General features: G+C 62.8%; 15 protein-coding genes and 1 pseudogene. 6 read left to right on the top strand and 10 right to left on the bottom strand.

What is annotated here, in order from left to right:
- Positions 1 to 115 precede the first annotated feature (115 nt).
- Positions 116 to 1,639 (bottom strand): fumarate hydratase, encoded by a 1,524-nt coding sequence (locus tag ACLCGK_RS08565; RefSeq protein WP_013974059.1) that lies wholly within the window; start codon positions 1,637 to 1,639, stop codon positions 116 to 118.
- Positions 1,640 to 1,887: 248 nt separating this feature from the next.
- On the opposite strand from ACLCGK_RS08565, the gene ACLCGK_RS08560 reads away from it, so the two are divergent.
- A complete protein-coding gene (locus ACLCGK_RS08560; RefSeq protein WP_410951820.1) occupies positions 1,888 to 2,808 on the top strand; it encodes an iron-sulfur-binding ferredoxin reductase in 921 nt (306 codons plus the stop codon).
- Between the two features lie 138 nt (positions 2,809 to 2,946).
- Here the strand turns inward: ACLCGK_RS08560 and pyk are convergent, their stop codons facing one another.
- Positions 2,947 to 4,401, bottom strand: a complete 1,455-nt coding sequence (gene pyk / locus ACLCGK_RS08555) for a pyruvate kinase (RefSeq protein WP_013974057.1) — start codon at positions 4,399 to 4,401, stop codon at positions 2,947 to 2,949.
- A 179-nt stretch (positions 4,402 to 4,580) separates the two neighbouring features.
- On the opposite strand from pyk, the gene ACLCGK_RS08550 reads away from it, so the two are divergent.
- The 3 genes from ACLCGK_RS08550 (at position 4,581) to sbcB (ending at position 6,955) form a co-directional block, all read left to right on the top strand.
- Positions 4,581 to 4,967, top strand: a complete 387-nt coding sequence (locus ACLCGK_RS08550; RefSeq protein WP_003259593.1) for a hypothetical protein — start codon at positions 4,581 to 4,583, stop codon at positions 4,965 to 4,967.
- Positions 4,968 to 5,090: 123 nt separating this feature from the next.
- Positions 5,091 to 5,450, top strand: a complete 360-nt coding sequence (locus tag ACLCGK_RS08545; protein ID WP_003259592.1) for a PilZ domain-containing protein — start codon at positions 5,091 to 5,093, stop codon at positions 5,448 to 5,450.
- A 71-nt stretch (positions 5,451 to 5,521) separates the two neighbouring features.
- Positions 5,522 to 6,955 (top strand): exodeoxyribonuclease I, encoded by a 1,434-nt coding sequence (gene sbcB / locus ACLCGK_RS08540; protein WP_410951819.1) that lies wholly within the window; start codon positions 5,522 to 5,524, stop codon positions 6,953 to 6,955.
- A gap of 85 nt (positions 6,956 to 7,040) precedes the next feature.
- On the opposite strand, the gene mvaT is transcribed toward sbcB, so the two are convergent.
- Positions 7,041 to 7,418 (bottom strand): histone-like nucleoid-structuring protein MvaT, encoded by a 378-nt coding sequence (gene mvaT, locus ACLCGK_RS08535; protein WP_015271662.1) that lies wholly within the window; start codon positions 7,416 to 7,418, stop codon positions 7,041 to 7,043.
- 284 nt (positions 7,419 to 7,702) lie between these two features.
- Here mvaT and purU point away from each other — a divergent pair, with 284 nt between their 5' ends.
- Positions 7,703 to 8,554, top strand: coding sequence for a formyltetrahydrofolate deformylase (gene purU, locus ACLCGK_RS08530; protein WP_023662871.1), 852 nt, complete (start codon positions 7,703 to 7,705; stop codon positions 8,552 to 8,554).
- A gap of 308 nt (positions 8,555 to 8,862) precedes the next feature.
- Here the strand turns inward: purU and ACLCGK_RS08525 are convergent, their stop codons facing one another.
- The 5 genes and pseudogenes from ACLCGK_RS08525 to ACLCGK_RS08505 all read right to left on the bottom strand — a co-directional run.
- Positions 8,863 to 9,855: a lysylphosphatidylglycerol synthase transmembrane domain-containing protein gene (locus ACLCGK_RS08525; protein WP_410951818.1), complete on the bottom strand. Its 993-nt coding sequence runs from the start codon at positions 9,853 to 9,855 to the stop codon at positions 8,863 to 8,865.
- Entirely contained in the window at positions 9,852 to 10,616 is a 765-nt protein-coding gene (locus ACLCGK_RS08520) for a DUF2334 domain-containing protein (RefSeq protein WP_015271659.1), read from the bottom strand. The genes ACLCGK_RS08525 and ACLCGK_RS08520 overlap by 4 nt, the downstream gene beginning before the upstream one ends.
- Positions 10,609 to 11,730 carry a glycosyltransferase family 4 protein gene (locus ACLCGK_RS08515; RefSeq protein ID WP_061303725.1) on the bottom strand — a complete coding sequence of 374 codons (1,122 nt, stop codon included), beginning with the start codon at positions 11,728 to 11,730 and terminating at the stop codon, positions 10,609 to 10,611. Before ACLCGK_RS08515 ends, ACLCGK_RS08520 begins: the two co-directional genes overlap by 8 nt.
- 233 nt (positions 11,731 to 11,963) lie before the next feature.
- Complete coding sequence (locus ACLCGK_RS08510; protein ID WP_370464237.1) at positions 11,964 to 12,728, bottom strand: methyl-accepting chemotaxis protein; 765 nt, start codon at positions 12,726 to 12,728, stop codon at positions 11,964 to 11,966.
- 93 nt (positions 12,729 to 12,821) lie between these two features.
- Positions 12,822 to 13,838, bottom strand: a pseudogene (locus ACLCGK_RS08505) (cache domain-containing protein); the annotation flags it as partial.
- A 170-nt stretch (positions 13,839 to 14,008) separates the two neighbouring features.
- Here ACLCGK_RS08505 and ACLCGK_RS08500 point away from each other — a divergent pair.
- The gene (locus ACLCGK_RS08500) at positions 14,009 to 15,484 is read left to right on the top strand and encodes a helicase HerA-like domain-containing protein (RefSeq protein ID WP_410951817.1); all 1,476 of its coding nucleotides are present in this window, start codon (positions 14,009 to 14,011) and stop codon (positions 15,482 to 15,484) included.
- Between the two features lie 170 nt (positions 15,485 to 15,654).
- Here ACLCGK_RS08500 and ACLCGK_RS08495 read toward each other — a convergent pair whose 3' ends face one another.
- The gene (locus ACLCGK_RS08495) at positions 15,655 to 17,127 is read right to left on the bottom strand and encodes an inorganic phosphate transporter (protein ID WP_013974049.1); all 1,473 of its coding nucleotides are present in this window, start codon (positions 17,125 to 17,127) and stop codon (positions 15,655 to 15,657) included.
- 311 nt (positions 17,128 to 17,438) lie between these two features.
- Entirely contained in the window at positions 17,439 to 17,639 is a 201-nt protein-coding gene (locus ACLCGK_RS08490) for a hypothetical protein (protein WP_003259583.1), read from the bottom strand.
- Between the last annotated feature and the right edge of the window lie 144 nt (positions 17,640 to 17,783).

Below are 17,783 nucleotides of genomic sequence, written 5' to 3'. Positions count from 1 at the left end.
CGGCGGCCTCTTCGCGGGCTTGCCCGCTCCCACAGGTACAGCGCAAGCCCGAGGGCTACGCGTTACCTGTGGGAGCGGGCAAGCCCGCGAAGAGGCCGCCGCTGTTACATCAGGCTTACTTCACTTCGACTGCCAGGCTCTGGGCAATCTTGCTCTGCCACAGGGCAGGGCCAGTGATGTGTACCGACTCACCGTTGCTGTCCACGGCGACGGTCACCGGCATGTCCTTGACCTCGAACTCGTAGATCGCTTCCATGCCCAGCTCGGCGAAGGCCAGGACCTTCGACTTGCGGATGGCCTGGGCCACCAGGTAGGCAGCACCGCCGACGGCCATCAGGTACACGGCCTTGTTGTCCTTGATCGCTTCGATGGCGGCAGGGCCGCGCTCGGACTTGCCGATCATGCCGAGCAGGCCGGTCTGCTCGAGGATCTGGCGGGTGAACTTGTCCATGCGGGTGGCGGTGGTCGGGCCGGCTGGGCCTACCACTTCGTCACCGACCGGGTCGACCGGGCCAACGTAGTAGATGAAGCGGCCTTTCAGGTCCACCGGCAGCTCTTCGCCACGGTTGAGCATTTCGACCATGCGCTTGTGCGCGGCATCGCGGCCGGTCAGCATCTTGCCGTTGAGCAGGATGGTTTCGCCCGGCTTCCAGCTCGCGACTTCTTCCGGGGTGATGGCGTCGAGGTTGACGCGACGGGCGCTCGGGCCGGCTTCCCAGACGATTTCCGGGTAGGCGTCCAGCGACGGCGCTTCCAGCTCGGCCGGGCCGGAGCCATCGAGCACGAAGTGGGCGTGGCGGGTGGCGGCGCAGTTGGGGATCATGCACACCGGCAGCGAAGCGGCGTGGGTCGGGTAGTCCATGATCTTGACGTCGAGCACGGTGGTCAGGCCACCCAGGCCCTGGGCGCCGATGCCCAGCTGGTTGACCTTCTCGAACAGCTCCAGACGGATTTCTTCCAGGCGGTTCTGCGGGCCACGGGCTTTCAGTTCGTGGATGTCGATGGACTCCATCAACACTTCCTTGGCCATGACGGCGGCCTTCTCGGCGGTACCGCCGATGCCGATGCCGAGCATGCCAGGCGGGCACCAGCCAGCGCCCATGGTCGGGACGGTCTTCAGTACCCAGTCGACGATCGAGTCGGACGGGTTGAGCATGGCCATCTTCGACTTGTTCTCCGAGCCGCCGCCCTTGGCTGCGACATCGACCTCGACCTTGTCGCCGGGGACGATGGAGTAGTGGATCACTGCCGGGGTGTTGTCCTTGGTGTTCTTGCGGGCACCGGCCGGGTCGGCCAGGATCGAAGCGCGCAGGACGTTTTCAGGCAGATTGTAGGCGCGACGCACACCTTCGTTGATCATGTCGTCGACGCTCATGGTGGCGCCGTCCCAGCGCACGTCCATGCCCACGCGGATGAACACGGTGACGATACCGGTGTCCTGGCAGATCGGGCGATGGCCAGTGGCGCACATGCGCGAGTTGATCAGGATCTGGGCGATGGAATCGCGCGCAGCAGGCGATTCTTCACGCAGATAGGCCTCGTGCATGGCCTGGATGAAATCGACGGGGTGGTAGTACGAGATGAATTGCAGGGCGTCGGCGACGCTCTGAATCAGGTCGTCTTGCTTGATCACGGTCATGCAGCGCGCTCCTCTTAAAGACGGGAACATTCATTACGGCGCTCGACGGTGCCGACCAGCGTGTCGAAGCGCCTTGCAAGGCGCCGGCAGGTCAGGCCGACGGAAAAAGGCGCGGCAGTATAGCGCGCATCCGTGCCGGGCACACCTGCGGTCGGTCTGGACCATGGTCGGCAGTGGTTGGGCATCCTTTTTGCTGCCGTTGCGTGCTTGGCTTAAAGTGCACTGTGATATGTGGAGAAAGACCGACCATGCCCGAACTTTGCGTGGGCGAGCGCCGCTGGGCGGTGCCGACCGGCAGCAACCTGCTCGATGCCTTGAACGAGGCCGGGCTGAACGTACCCTACAGTTGCCGCGCCGGCAGTTGCCATGCCTGCCTGGTGCACTGCCTGGGCGGGCAACCGCTGGATGCCATGCCCGAGGCCCTGGCGCCGGACAAGCATGCCCAGGGCTGGCGGCTGGCCTGTCAGTGTCGGGTAGTCGAAGATCTGCGCGTGGCGCTGTTCGACCCGCAGCAGGATGGCCTGCCGGCGCAGGTCTGTGCCCTGGACTGGTTCGGCGATGTGCTGCGCGTGCGGCTGCGGCCCGAACGGGCAATGCGTTACCAAGCGGGGCAGCATGTGGTGCTGTGGAATGGCGCGGTGGCGCGGCCTTACTCCTTGGCCAGCCTGCCGGGCGAAGATGATTTCCTCGAGTTTCATATCGACTGCCAGCACCCCGGAGCCTTTTGTGACAAGGCCCGTGGCTTGCAACTGGGTAATGTGCTGCGCCTGGGCGAGCTCAGGGGTGGGGCCTTGCACTACGACCCGGACTGGCAGCAGCGGCCGCTGTGGTTGCTGGCGGCGGGGACCGGGCTGGCGCCGTTGTGGGGCATCTTGCGCGAGGCTCTGCGGCAGGGGCACCAAGGGGAAATCAGGGTCATGCATGTGGCGCGCGAGGACGCTGGGCATTATCTGGCCGAGCCGTTGCGCAAGATGGCGGATGTGAGTGTCGAGTTGGTACTGGCAGAGCGGCTGGATGAAGCGTTGGCCGGGTTGCGGCCGTCATCGCGGCAGACGGTGGCGCTGGTGTGCGGGGCGCCGGGGAGTGTCGAGCGGTTTGCCCGGCGGCTGTTCATTGCCGGGGTGCCACGGGGGCAGGTGTTTGCCGATGTGTTTGTCGAGCATGCCTGAGGTATTTGTGTAATCTGGGCTGGCCCCATCGCCGGCAAGCCAGCTCCCACAGGATTGCAACAGACCTAGGCCTGCGCGGTACCTGTGGGAGCTGGCTTGCCGGCGATGGGGCCGCAGTGCGGCCCCGTTTGGAGCAGATCAACCGACCAGCGGATCACCGACATGCAGGATCTTCATGCCATTGGTGCCACCGATGGTGTGGTAGCTGTCACCCTTGGTCAGGATTACCCAGTCACCTTGCTCCACCAGGCCACGCTTGAGCAGTTCGTCGACCGCTGCCTGACTCACCTTGTCGGCCGGCAGCGAGGCCGGATCGAAGGCGATCGGGTACACGCCGCGGAACATGTTGGCACGGGCCTGGGTGGCGCGGTGCGGCGACAGGGCGAAGATCGGCACGTGCGAACGCAGGCGCGACATGATCAGCGGGGTGTAGCCACTCTCGGTCAGGGCGATGATCGCCTTCACGCCCGGGAAGTGGTTGGCGGTGTACATGGCCGCCAGGGCGATGCTCTCGTCGCAGCGCTCGAAGGTAGTGTGCAGGCGGTGGCTGGACTTCTGGCTGGTCGGGTGCTTTTCGGCACCCAGGCAGATGCGGGCCATGGCCTGGACAGCTTCGATCGGGTAGGCACCGGCGGCGCTCTCGGCCGACAGCATCACCGCGTCGGTGTTGTCCAGCACGGCGTTGGCCACGTCGGACACTTCGGCACGGGTCGGCATCGGGTTCTGGATCATCGACTCCATCATCTGGGTCGCCACGATCACTGCCTTGTTGTTGCGGCGGGCGTGCTGGATGATCTTCTTCTGGATGGCGATCAGCTCGGCGTCGCCGATTTCCACGCCCAAGTCGCCACGGGCGACCATGACGGCGTCGGATGCGAGGATCAGCTTGTCGAGGGTCTCGTCGTCGGCCACCGCTTCGGCGCGTTCGATCTTGGCCACCAGCCAGGCGCTGCCGCCAGCTTCGTCACGCAGCTTGCGCGCGTATTCCATGTCGCTGGCGTCACGCGGGAAGGACACGGCCAGGTAGTCCAGGTCCATTTCCGCGGCCAGCTTGATGTCGGCCTTGTCTTTCTCGGTCAGGGCCGGTGCGGTAAGGCCGCCACCTTTACGGTTGATGCCTTTGTGGTCGGACAGCGGGCCACCGATGATCACCACGCAGTGCAGGGCATCTGCGGTGGCGGTCTCGACGCGCATCACCACGCGGCCATCGTCGAGCAGCAGTTCGTCACCAACGCCGCAGTCCTTGACCAGGTCGGGGTAGTCGATACCGACGATGTCCTGGTTGCCTTCGGTCAGCGGGTGGGCGGTGGAGAAGGTGAACTTGTCACCGATCTTCAATTCGATACGCTTGTTGGCGAACTTGGCGATGCGGATCTTCGGACCCTGCAGGTCGCCCAGCAGTGCAACATGGCGGCCGTTCTTGGCGGCGATGTCACGGATCAGGCGCGCGCGGGCCTTGTGCTCGTCCGGAGTGCCGTGGGAGAAGTTCAGGCGTGCCACGTCCAGGCCGGCGAGGATCAGCTGTTCGATCACTTCCGGCGAGTTGCTGGCGGGGCCAAGGGTGGCGACGATTTTGGTACGGCGGATGCTCATGCACAGACTCCTATAGTGAAGCGCAGCGAAAGGCTACTCCTGAATCTCGCTGTAGTCATTGTTCCGTTGCACTACCTGCGACCAAGGCAGGGTGGCATTTGAACGGGCAGGGCATCCTTGCAAAAGGGTGTGAAGATTTGCCGGCAAAGGCCGATACACTGGCATCAAAGGAGACCCCCATGCGAGCCCTGATCGTTTTAGCCCTGGCGGCCAGCGCCGTCGGCTGCACCCGCTGGTCCATGGACCACCACCTGAACAATGCCTACCGTGCCTACGACCGTGGCGATTGCGCGCGGGTCATGCTCGAGCTGTCGCAGGTCGACCGCACCAGCCGTGCACGACCGTTCATCCACCCCGAGGTGTCGCTGCTGCGCGGCCAGTGCCTGGAGCGCCAGGCCTTGTACGTGGATGCGGCGCAGACCTACCAGTACCTGATCCAGCAGTACCCGGGCAATGAATACGCCTATCGTGCCCAGGCACGCCTGCAGACCCTGGAGAAACTCGGCCATTTGCGCGGCACCGAAGCCGCCGTGGCGAACCCGGTGACCGCCGCACCTTGGCGTTAACACCAAGGTGTGATTTATTTCACGGGATTTGCCGCGCGCGCTGCGCTAATCTGTAACTCAGTTGTTACAACAACCGCCAGTTCCACGTATTCCTGGCATCGGATACGGACTGCACTTGCGATCATGTTCAACAAGCGCCACATCGAACGCCATCAGCTGCCTTGTGTTCTCAAGGTGTTCAACCGCATTACCGGTCAGGCCATCGGCCAACTGGGTAACGCCTCTGAAGACGGGCTGATGCTGATAAGCCAGCTACCTGTGCTGGTCGGGCCCGACTACGATCTGCAATTACGCCTGCCGCTGCTTGGTGGCGGGCATCAATTCGTCAACCTTACCGCCAGCTGCCTGTGGTGTCGTGAAGACCAGACTCCCGGGCACTACGATTCCGGTTTCATGCTGCTGCAGGCCCCCCGCGAGTACGATGAATTCGTCCGTTCGTTGCGCGACTATTTCAGTTTCCGCCCCGCCAACGCATCTGCCTGAACCTGCTGAGCCCCGGGCCCAGCTACTGGAATCGCGCTAGAATCGGGTCGACCTCGATACAGGACGACCCCGTGACCTCCAGCATTTTCTGGCACGACTACGAAACCACCGGCATCAACCCGCGTTGCGACCGGCCGCTGCAGGTGGCCGGCGTGCGCACCGACTTCGACCTCAACGAAATCGACGAGCCGATCAGCCTTTATTGTCGGCCCTCCGACGATATCCTGCCGCACCCGGCGGCTTGCCTGGTGACCGGCATCACCCCGCACCTGCTGGCCGAGCAGGGTTTGTGCGAAGCGGAGTTCATGACCCGGGTGCATGCGCAACTCGCGCACCCTGGTACCTGCGGTGCCGGCTACAACACCCTGCGCTTCGACGACGAAGTGACCCGCTACAGCCTGTACCGCAACTTTTTCGACCCTTATGCCCGAGAGTGGCAGGGCGGCAACAGCCGCTGGGACCTGATCGACATCGTGCGCACGGCCTATGCACTGCGCCCGGACGGCATCGAGTGGCCGCAACAGGACGGGCGCACCAGCCTGCGTCTTGAACTGCTGAGCAAGGCCAATGGCATCGACCACGGGCATGCCCACGAAGCGCTTTCCGACGTGCGGGCAACCATCGCCCTGGCCCGCCTGATCCGACAGAAACAGCCCAAGTTGTATGACTGGCTGTTCCAGTTGCGCAGCAAGCATAAAGTGATGGAGCAGATCAGTTTGTTGCAGCCACTGGTGCATATATCCGGGCGCTTCTCGGCGGCACGCAATTACCTTGGTGTCGTATTGCCACTGGCCTGGCACCCGCGTAATCGCAATGCACTGATTGTGTGCGACCTGCATCAGGAAACCCTACCGTTACTACGGGAAAGTGCTGAAGTTCTACGCCAGCGTTTGTATACCCGCCATGAAGAACTGGCCGAAGGCGAATTACCCGTGCCGCTCAAATTGGTGCAGATCAATCGCTGCCCGGTACTGGCGCCACTTTCGGTATTGCGCCCGGCCGATCAACAACGGTTGGGCCTGGACTTGACGTTGTTACAATTGCGCGGCGAAGAATTGGCCGAGCAACAGGCGCAATGGCAAGACAAGCTGGAACACATCTACGGCAAGGAAGACTTTGCCCCGAGTGAAGACCCGGAACAACAATTGTATGACGGTTTTCTGGGGGACCGTGACCGCCGCTTATGCGAGCAAGTTCGTGCACTGGAACCGGCGCAGTTGAGCCGTGGGCAGTGGATGTTCGATGACCCGCGCCTGCCTGAACTGTTGTTCCGCTATCGGGCGCGCAACTTCCCCGAGACCCTGACCGGCGAAGAGCGGCAACGCTGGTTCAGCTTCTGCCAGCAGCGCCTGAGCGACCCGCAGTGGGGCGCGCCGAATACGCTGGGCGACTTCGAGCAGGCGCGGCAGCAAGCCTGGGAGGGCGCTGACGATGCCGGGCGGCGTGTGCTGGATGCTTGGCAGGTACATGCCCGGCAATTGCAGGCACAGTATGCAGTTGGCTGAGCGCTGGCACAAAACGCGGACAAACAAAAACGCCGGCAATATGCCGGCGTTCTTGTTGCGATAAGCAGCAGGCGTGTGCGGACAATCAGTCCAGCAGGGTCGCCCAGCTTTCAACCACATCGCCACCCCACTTGGCTTTCCATTCTTTCAGGGTCTTGTGGTTGCCGCCTTTGGTTTCGATCACTTCATTGTTGTGCGGGTTCTTGTATTGCTTGACCTTGCGTGCACGCTTGGTGGCGGTAGTCTTGACCGCACCACGAGGTGCCTTGCTCAGTTTCGACTCTGGGTCGAGCAGGGCAATCACGTCGCGCAGCGACTTGGAGTACTCGCCCATCAGTGCGCGCAATTTGCCTTCGAACTCCAGTTCTTTCTTCAGCTTGTCATCCTGCGACAGGTTGGCCAGGCGGGCCTGAAGTTCCTTGATGGCTTCTTCGGTAGCGCGGTACTCGTTGATCAGGGACATGGAGTGTTCCTTAATGCGTGTTCAGAAATGTGTGGGGCAATAATAGACAGGCAATACTCGCAAGTAAACATATTGTTGGGCAATTAACTGTTAACTAAGCTGTGACAACCATTTCTCTGCGTGAACAAAAATTTACAATTAACCCTGCATTTCGTCATGTCTGTCAGAGAATGCCGGCAGTGCATCTCGTCAGGAACACAGGCCACGGCCGCTGCGATCAATACTGCGTTTTTTCTGGCGGGCCGCTAGAATGAGCGCCTTTGCGAAGTTCTGGAGTCTCATTCATGCGCACCTATCGTCTGGTGATCGCCTGCCCCGACCGTGTTGGCATCGTGGCGAAAGTCAGTAATTTCCTGGCCTTGTACAATGGCTGGATCAACGAAGCCAGCCACCACTCTGATGAGCAGAGCGGTTGGTTCTTCATGCGCCATGAAATCCGCGCCGAATCGCTGCCGTTCGGTATCGAAGCCTTCCGTGAGGCGTTTGCGCCGATTGCCGAAGAGTTCTCCATGACCTGGCGCATTACCGACTCGGCGCAGAAAAAGCGCGTGGTGCTGATGGCCAGCCGCGAGTCGCACTGCCTGGCCGACCTGCTGCACCGCTGGCACACCGATGAACTGGACTGCGAGATCCCTTGCGTGATCTCCAACCACAACGACCTGCGCAGCATGGTCGAGTGGCACGGTATTCCGTTCTTCCATGTACCGGTCGACCCCAAGGACAAGGCACCGGCCTTTGCCGAAGTTTCGCGCCTGGTGCAGGAGCACGCCGCCGACGTGGTGGTGCTGGCCCGCTACATGCAGATCCTGCCGCCGCAGCTGTGCCAGGACTATGCTGAAAAGGTGATCAACATCCACCACAGCTTCCTGCCGTCGTTCGTCGGCGCCAAGCCGTATCACCAGGCCGCCCTTCGCGGTGTGAAACTGATCGGCGCGACCTGCCACTACGTTACCGAAGAGCTGGACGCCGGTCCGATCATCGAGCAGGACGTGGTGCGTGTCAGCCATGCCGACAGCATCGATGACATGGTCCGCTTTGGCCGTGATGTGGAGAAGATGGTGTTGGCCCGTGGCCTGCGTTATCACCTGGAAGACCGGGTGCTGGTGCATGGCAACAAGACTGTGGTGTTTGACTGATACAGACTGTTTGTTTGTGGGGTTTTGGGGCTGTTTTGAAGCCCATCGCAACACAAGGCCGCTCCTACAAGGGATCGCGTACCGGCACTGCGTCGCGTAACTCCTGTAGGAGCGGCCTTGTGTCGCGAAAGGGGCGCGAAGCGCCCCCAGCAATCTGAGGGATAAGCCGATGGCCAAGCAGCGCAACCAACCCACCGCCTCACCCCCACCCACCCTCGGTGAAGGCTGCCTGGCCCGCTACGATCCCGAAGCCCTGGCCGATACCGATGGCACCGATTTCCCCGGCGCCGCCGAACTCTGGCAGCAGCTCAACCCGCCTGACGCCGCCAACGCTCCAGCAGCGGGCGCGCCAGCAGACACACAAACACCGGCCCACCCGCCAGCAGATAAAAGTAGTAAGTGACCGCCCGCCATATCAGGATTGCCGCAGCCGCGGTCGAACTGCCCACCAGTGGCGTCAGCAGGCTGGCCGAAGTCAGCTCGGCGGCGCCGGCACCACCCGGCAGCAGGCTGAACTGGCCAGCACTGAGCGACAGCATCTGCACCAGGAAGCTGGGGATCCACGCCAGGTCTACCCCCAACCCCCTCAATACCAGATACAACACGCTGTAGCGCAGGCCCCAGTGGGCGCAGGTCAGGGTGAACACCAAGGTCAGCGTACGCTTGGGCAGGCGCCAGGTCTGCGCCAGTGCATCGATGAAGCGTAGCAGTTTGCGTGCCCAGCGCCGCTTGCGCTGGCGGCTCATGCCCAGGCGGCGCAGCAACCTGCCGTTCACGCGCATCACCGTGCGCCGGTAGCGCAGCAGGCCGATCACCCCGGCCAGTGCCGTGCACAGCAGCAACGCGCTGCCCAGCAACATGCTCTCCTGGCTGCGGCCCAGGCTGTGGAACAGTGCATAACCGGCAATAGCCAGCATCGCGCAGAAAAAGAACACCAGGTCGTTCAGCTGATCCATGGCAAACACCGCGCCGCTGCGCGCCGGGCCGATCCGGTCACGTGCCAGCAGGGCCATCAGGGTCAAGGGGCCGCCGCTGCCGCCGGGGGTGGTACAGATGGCGAACTCGGTAGCCATCACCACACCCAGGCTGCGCAGACGCCCAAGCCTTGCTCCTTGCTGGCCGAGCAACAGGCGCAAGCGGATGGCGTTGATGACCCAGCAAAGCAGGATCATGCCTAGCAGGGTCAGCATGAGGCTGGGGGCGAAGCGCTGCAGCCTCGGCAGCAGCTCGCTGCCACCGAGCAGGGCCGGCACCAGCACGGCACCCAGCAGTGTCAGGGCCAGCCAGGCCAGGCGGTTCATACGCTGGCCTGGCGGTCGAGCCAGGTGGACTTGGTCAGCGGCTCGCGGCCCTGTGCCAGTAGCGTGTGCAAGGTGTTCAGCCAATAGTCGCGGGACGCGCGATGGCGCATGTCCACCGGGTGCAGGCCCAGGCGCAGGGTCTGGGCGTCGCGCCAGCGCCGGCATTGCCAGTCGCACAGCACCCGTGACAGGCCACGGCGCCAGGCACTGCGTGCACTCCAGACAAGCCCTGGGGCCTTGATCGCGGTGAAGTCCGGTAAACGATACAGGTGCTGTGGCGTGCTGGTGTAGCGCAGCGGCAGACGGCGCAGTGCCTGGCGGGTGCCTTCGCTCATCAGCCAGGCAGGCGCGACGAAGCCTGCCACTGGCCAGCCCTGCTGGGCGAACAGTGCCAGGCCGTGCTCCAGTCGTTGCAGGGCCTGCTGCTGGTCAAGGGCGTAGAATTCGCCTTCGTGGGTATAGATGCGGCGCATGAAGTATTCGCCGGGTGTGCGCGGTGGTGGCCCGCTGTCGGCATGGTAGAAGCCGTGCAGGGCAAGCTCGTCGCCCTGGGCCAGGCGCCGTTCGAGCAAGCGGCAGAAGGTAGGCGAGCGTTGCAGCGGGTTGCGGTGGTGAAAGTCCGGCACCACCAGCCAGGTCATTGGGATGCCGCCGATGGCGTCGACGGCCTGGACGAAAGGCTGGTAGTCGGGCCAGGTCTCGGGCGCGACATCGTGCAGCACCAGCATCAGGCTGCGCGATGCCGGTAGCGGCTCAGCCATGGGCACGTACCTGTGGCTGGTGGCCGAGCACAGCCTGGTAGTGCTGCAGCAGGCCGGTGACGACGTTGTCCCACGAATAGTGCTGCTCGGCATGGCGACGGGCCTGTACCCCAAGCGTGCGCACACCGGCTTCGAACGCCTCTTGCACGGCCGTCGCCATGGCTTGGCTATCGTTGGGGCGGCACAAGCGCCCGCACTGTTCGTTGACGATTTCGCCGAAAGCACCTGCGCGCACGGCCACTACCGGCGTGGCGCTGGCCATCGCTTCGAGAATGACCAGGCCGAAGGTTTCCTGGTCACCGGCATGCACCAGCAGGTCGGCGCTGGCCATCAGCCGGGCGACTTCCGGTGCCGGGCAGAAGTGATCGATCACACTGACGTTCCGCGGTACGTTGGCCGGCATGTTCGAACCCACCAACAGCAAGTGGTAGGGGTGGCCCAGGTGCTGCATGCAGTCGAGCAGCACTGGCAGGTTCTTTTCTCGCGAGCCACGGCCGGCGTAGATCAGCAGGCGACTGGTTTCGGCAATACCCAGTTCGGCACGCAGCTGCGGGTCGCGCTGGTTGGGGTGGAAGGTGGCCAGGTCGACGCCCAGGCGCTGCACGTGCACATCGCGCACGCCCAAGCGGCGCAACTTGTCTGCCATGACCTGGCTGGGGGCCAGGACCCGGTCGAAATTGCCGTACAGCTTGCTGACATAGGCCTCTACATTGGGGGTGAACCAGTTGCCCATGCGGTTGCTGACCAGCAGCGGCAGGTCGGAATGGTAGAAGCCGATTACCGGCACATCGAGCTTGCGCCGCGCTTCCAGCGCAGCCCAGGCGGTCAGGTAGGGGTCGCCGACTTCGATCAGGTCGGGCTTGAGCCTGCGCAGCACATTGCACCAAGGGGCCAGGCGTACCGGGAAGCGGTAGCCATTGCCGAACGGCAGCGGCGGTGCGGGCACCTGGTATATGCCATCGGCGTGCTGGGCGCTGGCACCGGGTATCAGCAAGCTGTGGCGGACGCCCTGGATGGCGTCGAGGCGGTGGTGTTTGGCATCAAGATAGGTACGTACGCCACCACTGGCGGGGGCGTAGAACATGGTGATGTCGGCGATGTGCACGATCAGCATCCCTCCGGGATCGTCTTCGGGTCTGTCATCCGGCGTTAACGGGCCGGCGATGACGCGCCTAAAGGTTGACCTATCAGAAGGATAGTTTGTTCGATCGGGGTTGGGTTGGGCGGGGGATCGGTGTGGGCTTCTTCGCGGGCTTGCCCGCTCCCACAGGGATTACACAGGCTTCAGGGGCTGTGCAGTTCCTGTGGGAGCGGGCGGGCGCGCGAAGCAGGCGACGCGGATTGAGATCAGATGCGGAAGCTGCCCACCAGGTGCTTCAGGCGGCCGGCCTGCTGCTCCAGGTCGGAGCAGGCGCGCAGGGTGGCCTGCAGGTTTTCCACGCCCTCCTGGTTGAGCATGTTGATTTCGTTGATGTCCATGTTGATCGCTTCGACCACGGCGGTCTGCTCTTCGGTGGCGGTGGCTACCGACTGGTTCATGCCGTCGATCTCTCCGATGCGCACGGTAACGCTGTCCAGCCGTTCACCGGCCTGGTTGGCGATCTGCATGCTGTCCTGGCTGTGGCGCTGGCTCTGGTCCATGGTCTCGACCGATTCGCGCGCGCCGACCTGCAGTTCTTCGATCATGGTCTGCACCTGTTGCGCCGACTCCTGGGTGCGGTGCGCCAGGTTGCGTACTTCATCGGCGACAACCGCAAAACCACGCCCGGCTTCACCGGCGCGTGCCGCCTCGATGGCCGCGTTCAGCGCCAGCAGGTTGGTCTGCTGGGAAATGCTGGTGATCACCTCAAGGATCTGACCGATGTTGACGGTCTTGCTGTTCAGCGTCTCGATGTGCGCGCTGGAAGTGACGATCAGGTCGGACAGGCGGTTCATTGCTGCAATGTTGCGTTCCACCACCTGCTGTCCTTCTTCGGCTAGCAGCCGCGCCGAACTGGCGTGCTGCGAGGCCTGGGCGGCGTTGCCGGCAATTTCCTGGGCGGCGGCGCCCAGTTCGTTGATGGCGGCGGCCACGCTGTTGGTGCGGTTGGACTGTTCGTCGGAGTTGGTCATCGACGAGTTCGAGGCACTGATGACCCGCAGGGCAACTTCGTTGACCTGCTCGGTGGCCGAGGACACTTCGCGGATCGAACTGTGAATACGTTCGACAAAACGGTTGAAGGCGCTGCCCAAAATGCCGAATTCGTCATGGTTGTGGATGCGCAGGCGCTTGGTCAGGTCGCCTTCACCTTCGGCGATGTCTTCCATGGCACGGGTCATGGTGTGCAGCGGCTGCATCAGCACGCGGATCAGCAGCCCGAGCAGGCCGATGATGATCACCACCGCCACCAGCGTGGCGATCACCGCCGAGGTGCGGAAGGTGCTCAGCATCGAGAAGGCCTTGTCCTTGTCCACCGACAGGCCGATGTACCAGTTGGCCGACGGCAGGCCGGTGATCGGGGTGAAGGTCAGCAGGCGGGCCTGGCCGTCGCTCTGCACTTCGGTCAACTCACCGCTCAGTTTCGGCGTGTGCTGCGGGAACAGGTCCGACAGCGACTTCATCACCAGGTCTTTGTCCGGGTGCACCAGGATCTTGCCTTGATCGTTGACCAGGAAGGCATAGCCCATGCCGCCGAAGTTCAGCGAGTTGATGATCTGCACCAGGCCGTCCAGGGCCAGGTCGCCACCGACGACACCGACACTGCCGGACACTTTGTTGATGATGCCGATGACCATCCTGTTGGTGGCCATGTCGATGTATGGCTCGGTCAGGATCGGGCCTGCGGCGTTCATGCCGTCCTTGTACCAGGGACGGATGCGTGGGTCGTAGCCGTCTGGCATCTTCGTGTCAGGACGCACGCTGAAGCCACCGTCGACCTTGCCCACGTAAACTGTGAGAAAGCTCGAGATCAGTGCATTCTGGCTCATCAGGGTTTCTGCGCTGGCCGGGTTCTGGGCAATATTCTGCGCCAGGTTTTCCACCAGCTTGATACGGCCTTCGAACAGGTTGCGGATATTGGTCGAAGTGGAAGCGCCCATTTCAGCCAGATAGTTCTCGAGGTCCTCGCGGATCGCATTACGTTGGAGGTAATCGTTGTAGAGCGTGAAAAGGCTGAAGGCGAGTATCACGATCAGTGATGCTGCCAAAAGAATCTTGTGGCTGAAACGAAGGCTTTTGTTCATGGCGTAATCGGTTCCGCTAAGGTTTCATATCAGGCGTTTGCACGCGTGGAGTCGCAAAGCAGTGCAATATCCCGAAAAAGTCCCTTTTCGGTTGTTCCTCTCTATTAAGGCGAATATCACCCACAGGTATCGGCCGAATTACGGTAAAGCTTGAGCAGAGGATTTATGAGATGTCGGAATTTTCGACCATCGTTGTAGGTGCTGGTCCGGATGGCCAGCCGGTTGGGCAAGCCATGAGGTTGGCCAACCGCCATGGCCTGGTTGCGGGCGCTACGGGTACTGGCAAGACCGTCACCCTGCAGCATCTGGCGGAAGCGTTCAGTGACGCCGGGGTTGCGGTGTTCGCCGCCGATGTCAAAGGCGACCTGTGCGGCCTGGGCGCTGCTGGTGCGCCGCAGGGCAAGGTGGCCGAGCGTATCGCCGGCATGCCCTGGCTGGGGCACAGGCCCCAGGCTTACCCGGTGAGCCTGTGGGACATTGCCGGGCAGTCCGGCCACCCGCTGCGTACCACCCTCAGTGAAATGGGGCCGCTGCTGCTGGGCAACCTGCTGGAACTGACCGACAGCCAACAGGCGGCGCTGTATGCGGCGTTCAAGGTAGCCGACCGTGAAGGCCTGCTGCTGCTGGACCTCAAGGACCTCAAGGCGCTGCTCGCGCACCTGAAGGACAACCCGCAACTGCTGGGCGAAGACAGCGCGCTGATGACCACGGCCTCCACTCAGGCGCTGTTGCGCCGGTTGGCGACCCTGGAACAGCAGGGCGCCGAGGCGTTGTTCGGTGAACCGGGGTTGCAGCTTGAGGACCTCCTGCGGCCAGACCCGGATGGCCGTGGGCGTATCCACCTGCTGGACGCCAGCCGGTTGGTTCACGATGCCCCCAAGGTGTACGCGACCTTCCTGTTGTGGCTACTGGCCGAGTTGTTCGAACAGTTGCCCGAGCGTGGTGATGCCGACAAGCCGGTGCTGGCGTTGTTCTTCGATGAAGCGCACTTGTTGTTCAACGATACACCCAAGGCATTGCAGGATCGCCTGGAGCAGGTGGTGCGGCTGATTCGTTCCAAGGGCGTGGGTGTGTACTTCGTCACCCAGTCGCCGGGGGACTTGCCAGATGCGGTGCTGGCCCAGTTGGGCTTGCGCATTCAGCATGGCTTGCGGGCGTTCACTGCCAAGGAGCAGAAGTCGCTGCGGGCGGTGGCTGATGGCTTCCGCCCCAACCCGGCGTTCGACACCTTGGCGGTGCTGACCGAACTGGGTATTGGCGAGGCGCTGGTGGGGACACTGGAAGAGAAGGGCACGCCAGCGATGGTGCAGCGTGTGCTGATTGCACCGCCGCAGTCGCGTATCGGGCCGTTGAGCGCGGCTGAGCGCAGTGTGCTGATTGCCAATTCGCCGCTGGCAGGGCGTTACGACAAGCCTGTGGACCGTGAGTCGGCGTATGAGATGCTGACCCAGCGCAAGGGCGAGCCGGTGGAGCCCGCGCCGCAACCCAAGGCGGATGAAGAGAGCTTTGCCGACAAGGCTGGTGAGTTCTTGCAAAGTGCGGCAGGGCAGGCCATCGAGTCGGCGGTGCGCCAGGCGGCCAACCAGTTGGGGCGGCAGTTGGTGCGAGGGTTGATGGGGTCGTTGCTGGGGGGCAAGAAAAGGTAGGTTGCCTGTACCGGCCCTATCGCCGGCAAGCCAGCTCCCACAGGTACTGCACAGGCCTTGCGGGCGGTGCAATACCTGTGGGAGCTGGCTTGCCGGCGATAGGGCCGGTACAGGAATGACACCTATGAAAAAGGCGCCCGTCAGGCGCCTTCTTCTTATTGCGGTATCACTCAGCCAATGGCTTTGGACGCCAGCCAGAACAGGCCGGCCGCCAGGCCCATCGACGCAGGCAGGGTCAGTACCCAGGCCAGCAGGATGGTCTTCACGGTGCCGCCTTGCAGGCCGCTCTTGTTGGCGACCATGGTGCCGGCCACACCGGACGACAGCACGTGGGTGGTCGATACCGGCAGGGCGAAGATGTTGGCCATGCCGATGGCACAAGCCGCGGTGATCTGTGCCGACATGCCCTGGGCATAGGTCATGCCCTGCTTGCCGATCTTCTCGCCAACGGTCAGTACCACGCGCTTCCAGCCGACCATGGTACCCAGGCCCAGGGCCAGGGCGACGGCCACGATCACCCAGAACGGGGCGTACTCGGTAGTGGCGGTCAGGTCTTTGCGCAGTTTTTCCAGATCGGCCTTTTCACGGGCTTCCAGGCCTGGCAGCTTGCCGACCTTCTTCGCCGTGTCGTCCAGGCACAGCAGGTAGCGGCGCACTTCGACACGCTTGTCGGCACTCAGGCTGTGGTAGTCGGTCACGCCCTGCAGCGAGGACTGCAGCGCGGCAATGGTCGGCTCGGTCTGCTGCGGGTTGCAGCTGAACTGCTCCGGCAGGTCGCTGGACTTGGCCTTGCCCAGTGCCAGGAACTCGCCCAGGGTGGCGGCGTTGCGCTGGTAGAACTGGCTCATGTGCAAGGTGGCGTCGCGGGTACGCTCGATCTGGTAGGTGGTGCTGTTCAGGTCGAGGACGAATTTGGCCGGGACGATACCGATCAGCACCAGCATGATCAGGCCGATGCCTTTCTGGCCGTCGTTGGAGCCGTGCACGAAGCTCACGCCCATGGCCGAAACCACCAGTACCAGGCGGTTCCAGAACGGTGGGTGCTTTTTGTCGTCGAGCTTGCGGCGCTGCTCGGGGGTCTTGTGCATCTTCGACAGCGGACGCCACCACTTGAGGCCGATCAGCACCATAGCGGCAACGGCGAAGCCGGCCATCGGCGAGACCACCAGCGACATGGCGATGTCGATAGCCTTCTGCCAGTTGACACCGTCGCCCAGCGGGATGTCGTTGATCAGGGCGTTGGCCAGGCCGACGCCGAGGATGGAGCCGATCAGCGTGTGCGAGCTGGAGGCGGGGATACCGAAGTACCAGGTGCCCAGGTTCCAGGTGATGGCCGCAGCCAGCAGCGAGAAGACCATGGCCAGGCCGTGTCCGGTGTTCACATTGATCAGCAACTCTACTGGCAGCAGGTGCACGATGGCATAGGCCACCCCGACACCGCCGAGCAGAACGCCAAGGAAGTTGAACACGCCGGAGAAGAACACGGCGAGGTGCGGCGGCATGGCTTTGGTATAGATGACGGTAGCTACCGCGTTGGCGGTGTCATGAAAGCCATTGATGAACTCGAAGGCGAGCACGAAGGTCAAGGCGAGCAGCAGGCTCACCAACACCCAGGCATCCAGTCCGCTGAATAATTCGATCATGAAGGTTGTCTGGCGATCTTAGGGGGGCGGGATTATGCCAGAAAACGTTGGCAATCGATGCATTTGCGACAGACCGACGGCAATCTTCCTGACGCGAGCGTGATGTGCACGGTGCGACGTGCCGGCAGGGAAATATCCGCTAAAGCGCGTAAAAGCTGGCGAAAACCGGCAAAAAGCTGGATAAAAAGCCGCTTCGCTTCGTTTCAAACGGGCGTATGAAATTTGTGTAATTCCATTTCACCATCGGCCGGACAGTAAAGATCGACCGCGCCCGGGCTGGCCGGGCGACGACGCGCTGGCGTGGTCCCGGGTCAGGGAGTGTCGCTGCGCAGTTCCTTTTCCATACGTTCCAGTTCCTGGCTGAAGGCCTGGTCGCGCACGCTGGCGCGCTTGCGCCAAGGTTTGCGTTCCGGATCCGGTTGTGCGGCGTAAGTGGTGACTTCGCCACCATAAACATCCTTGTAACGTTCAGCCTGGCGCTCGAGTTCCGCGCGCAGTTCATCTTTCGTCACAGTAGTACCTGAATTAAGTTTGATGACAGTTGTTATGCGTTGTGCAGCGTGCACATGCCTTGCTGGCCGCAACGGCTTGATACAGCGGAGGGTTCCATTACCACGGCATCGTCGAGGCCTGCGCAATCGATTATAGCAATCGAT

Source organism: Pseudomonas sp. S1(2024) (assembly GCF_046557535.1).
The sequence above is the reverse complement of the archived record's forward strand: the minus strand, read 5'-3'. Positions and strand labels throughout refer to the sequence as shown.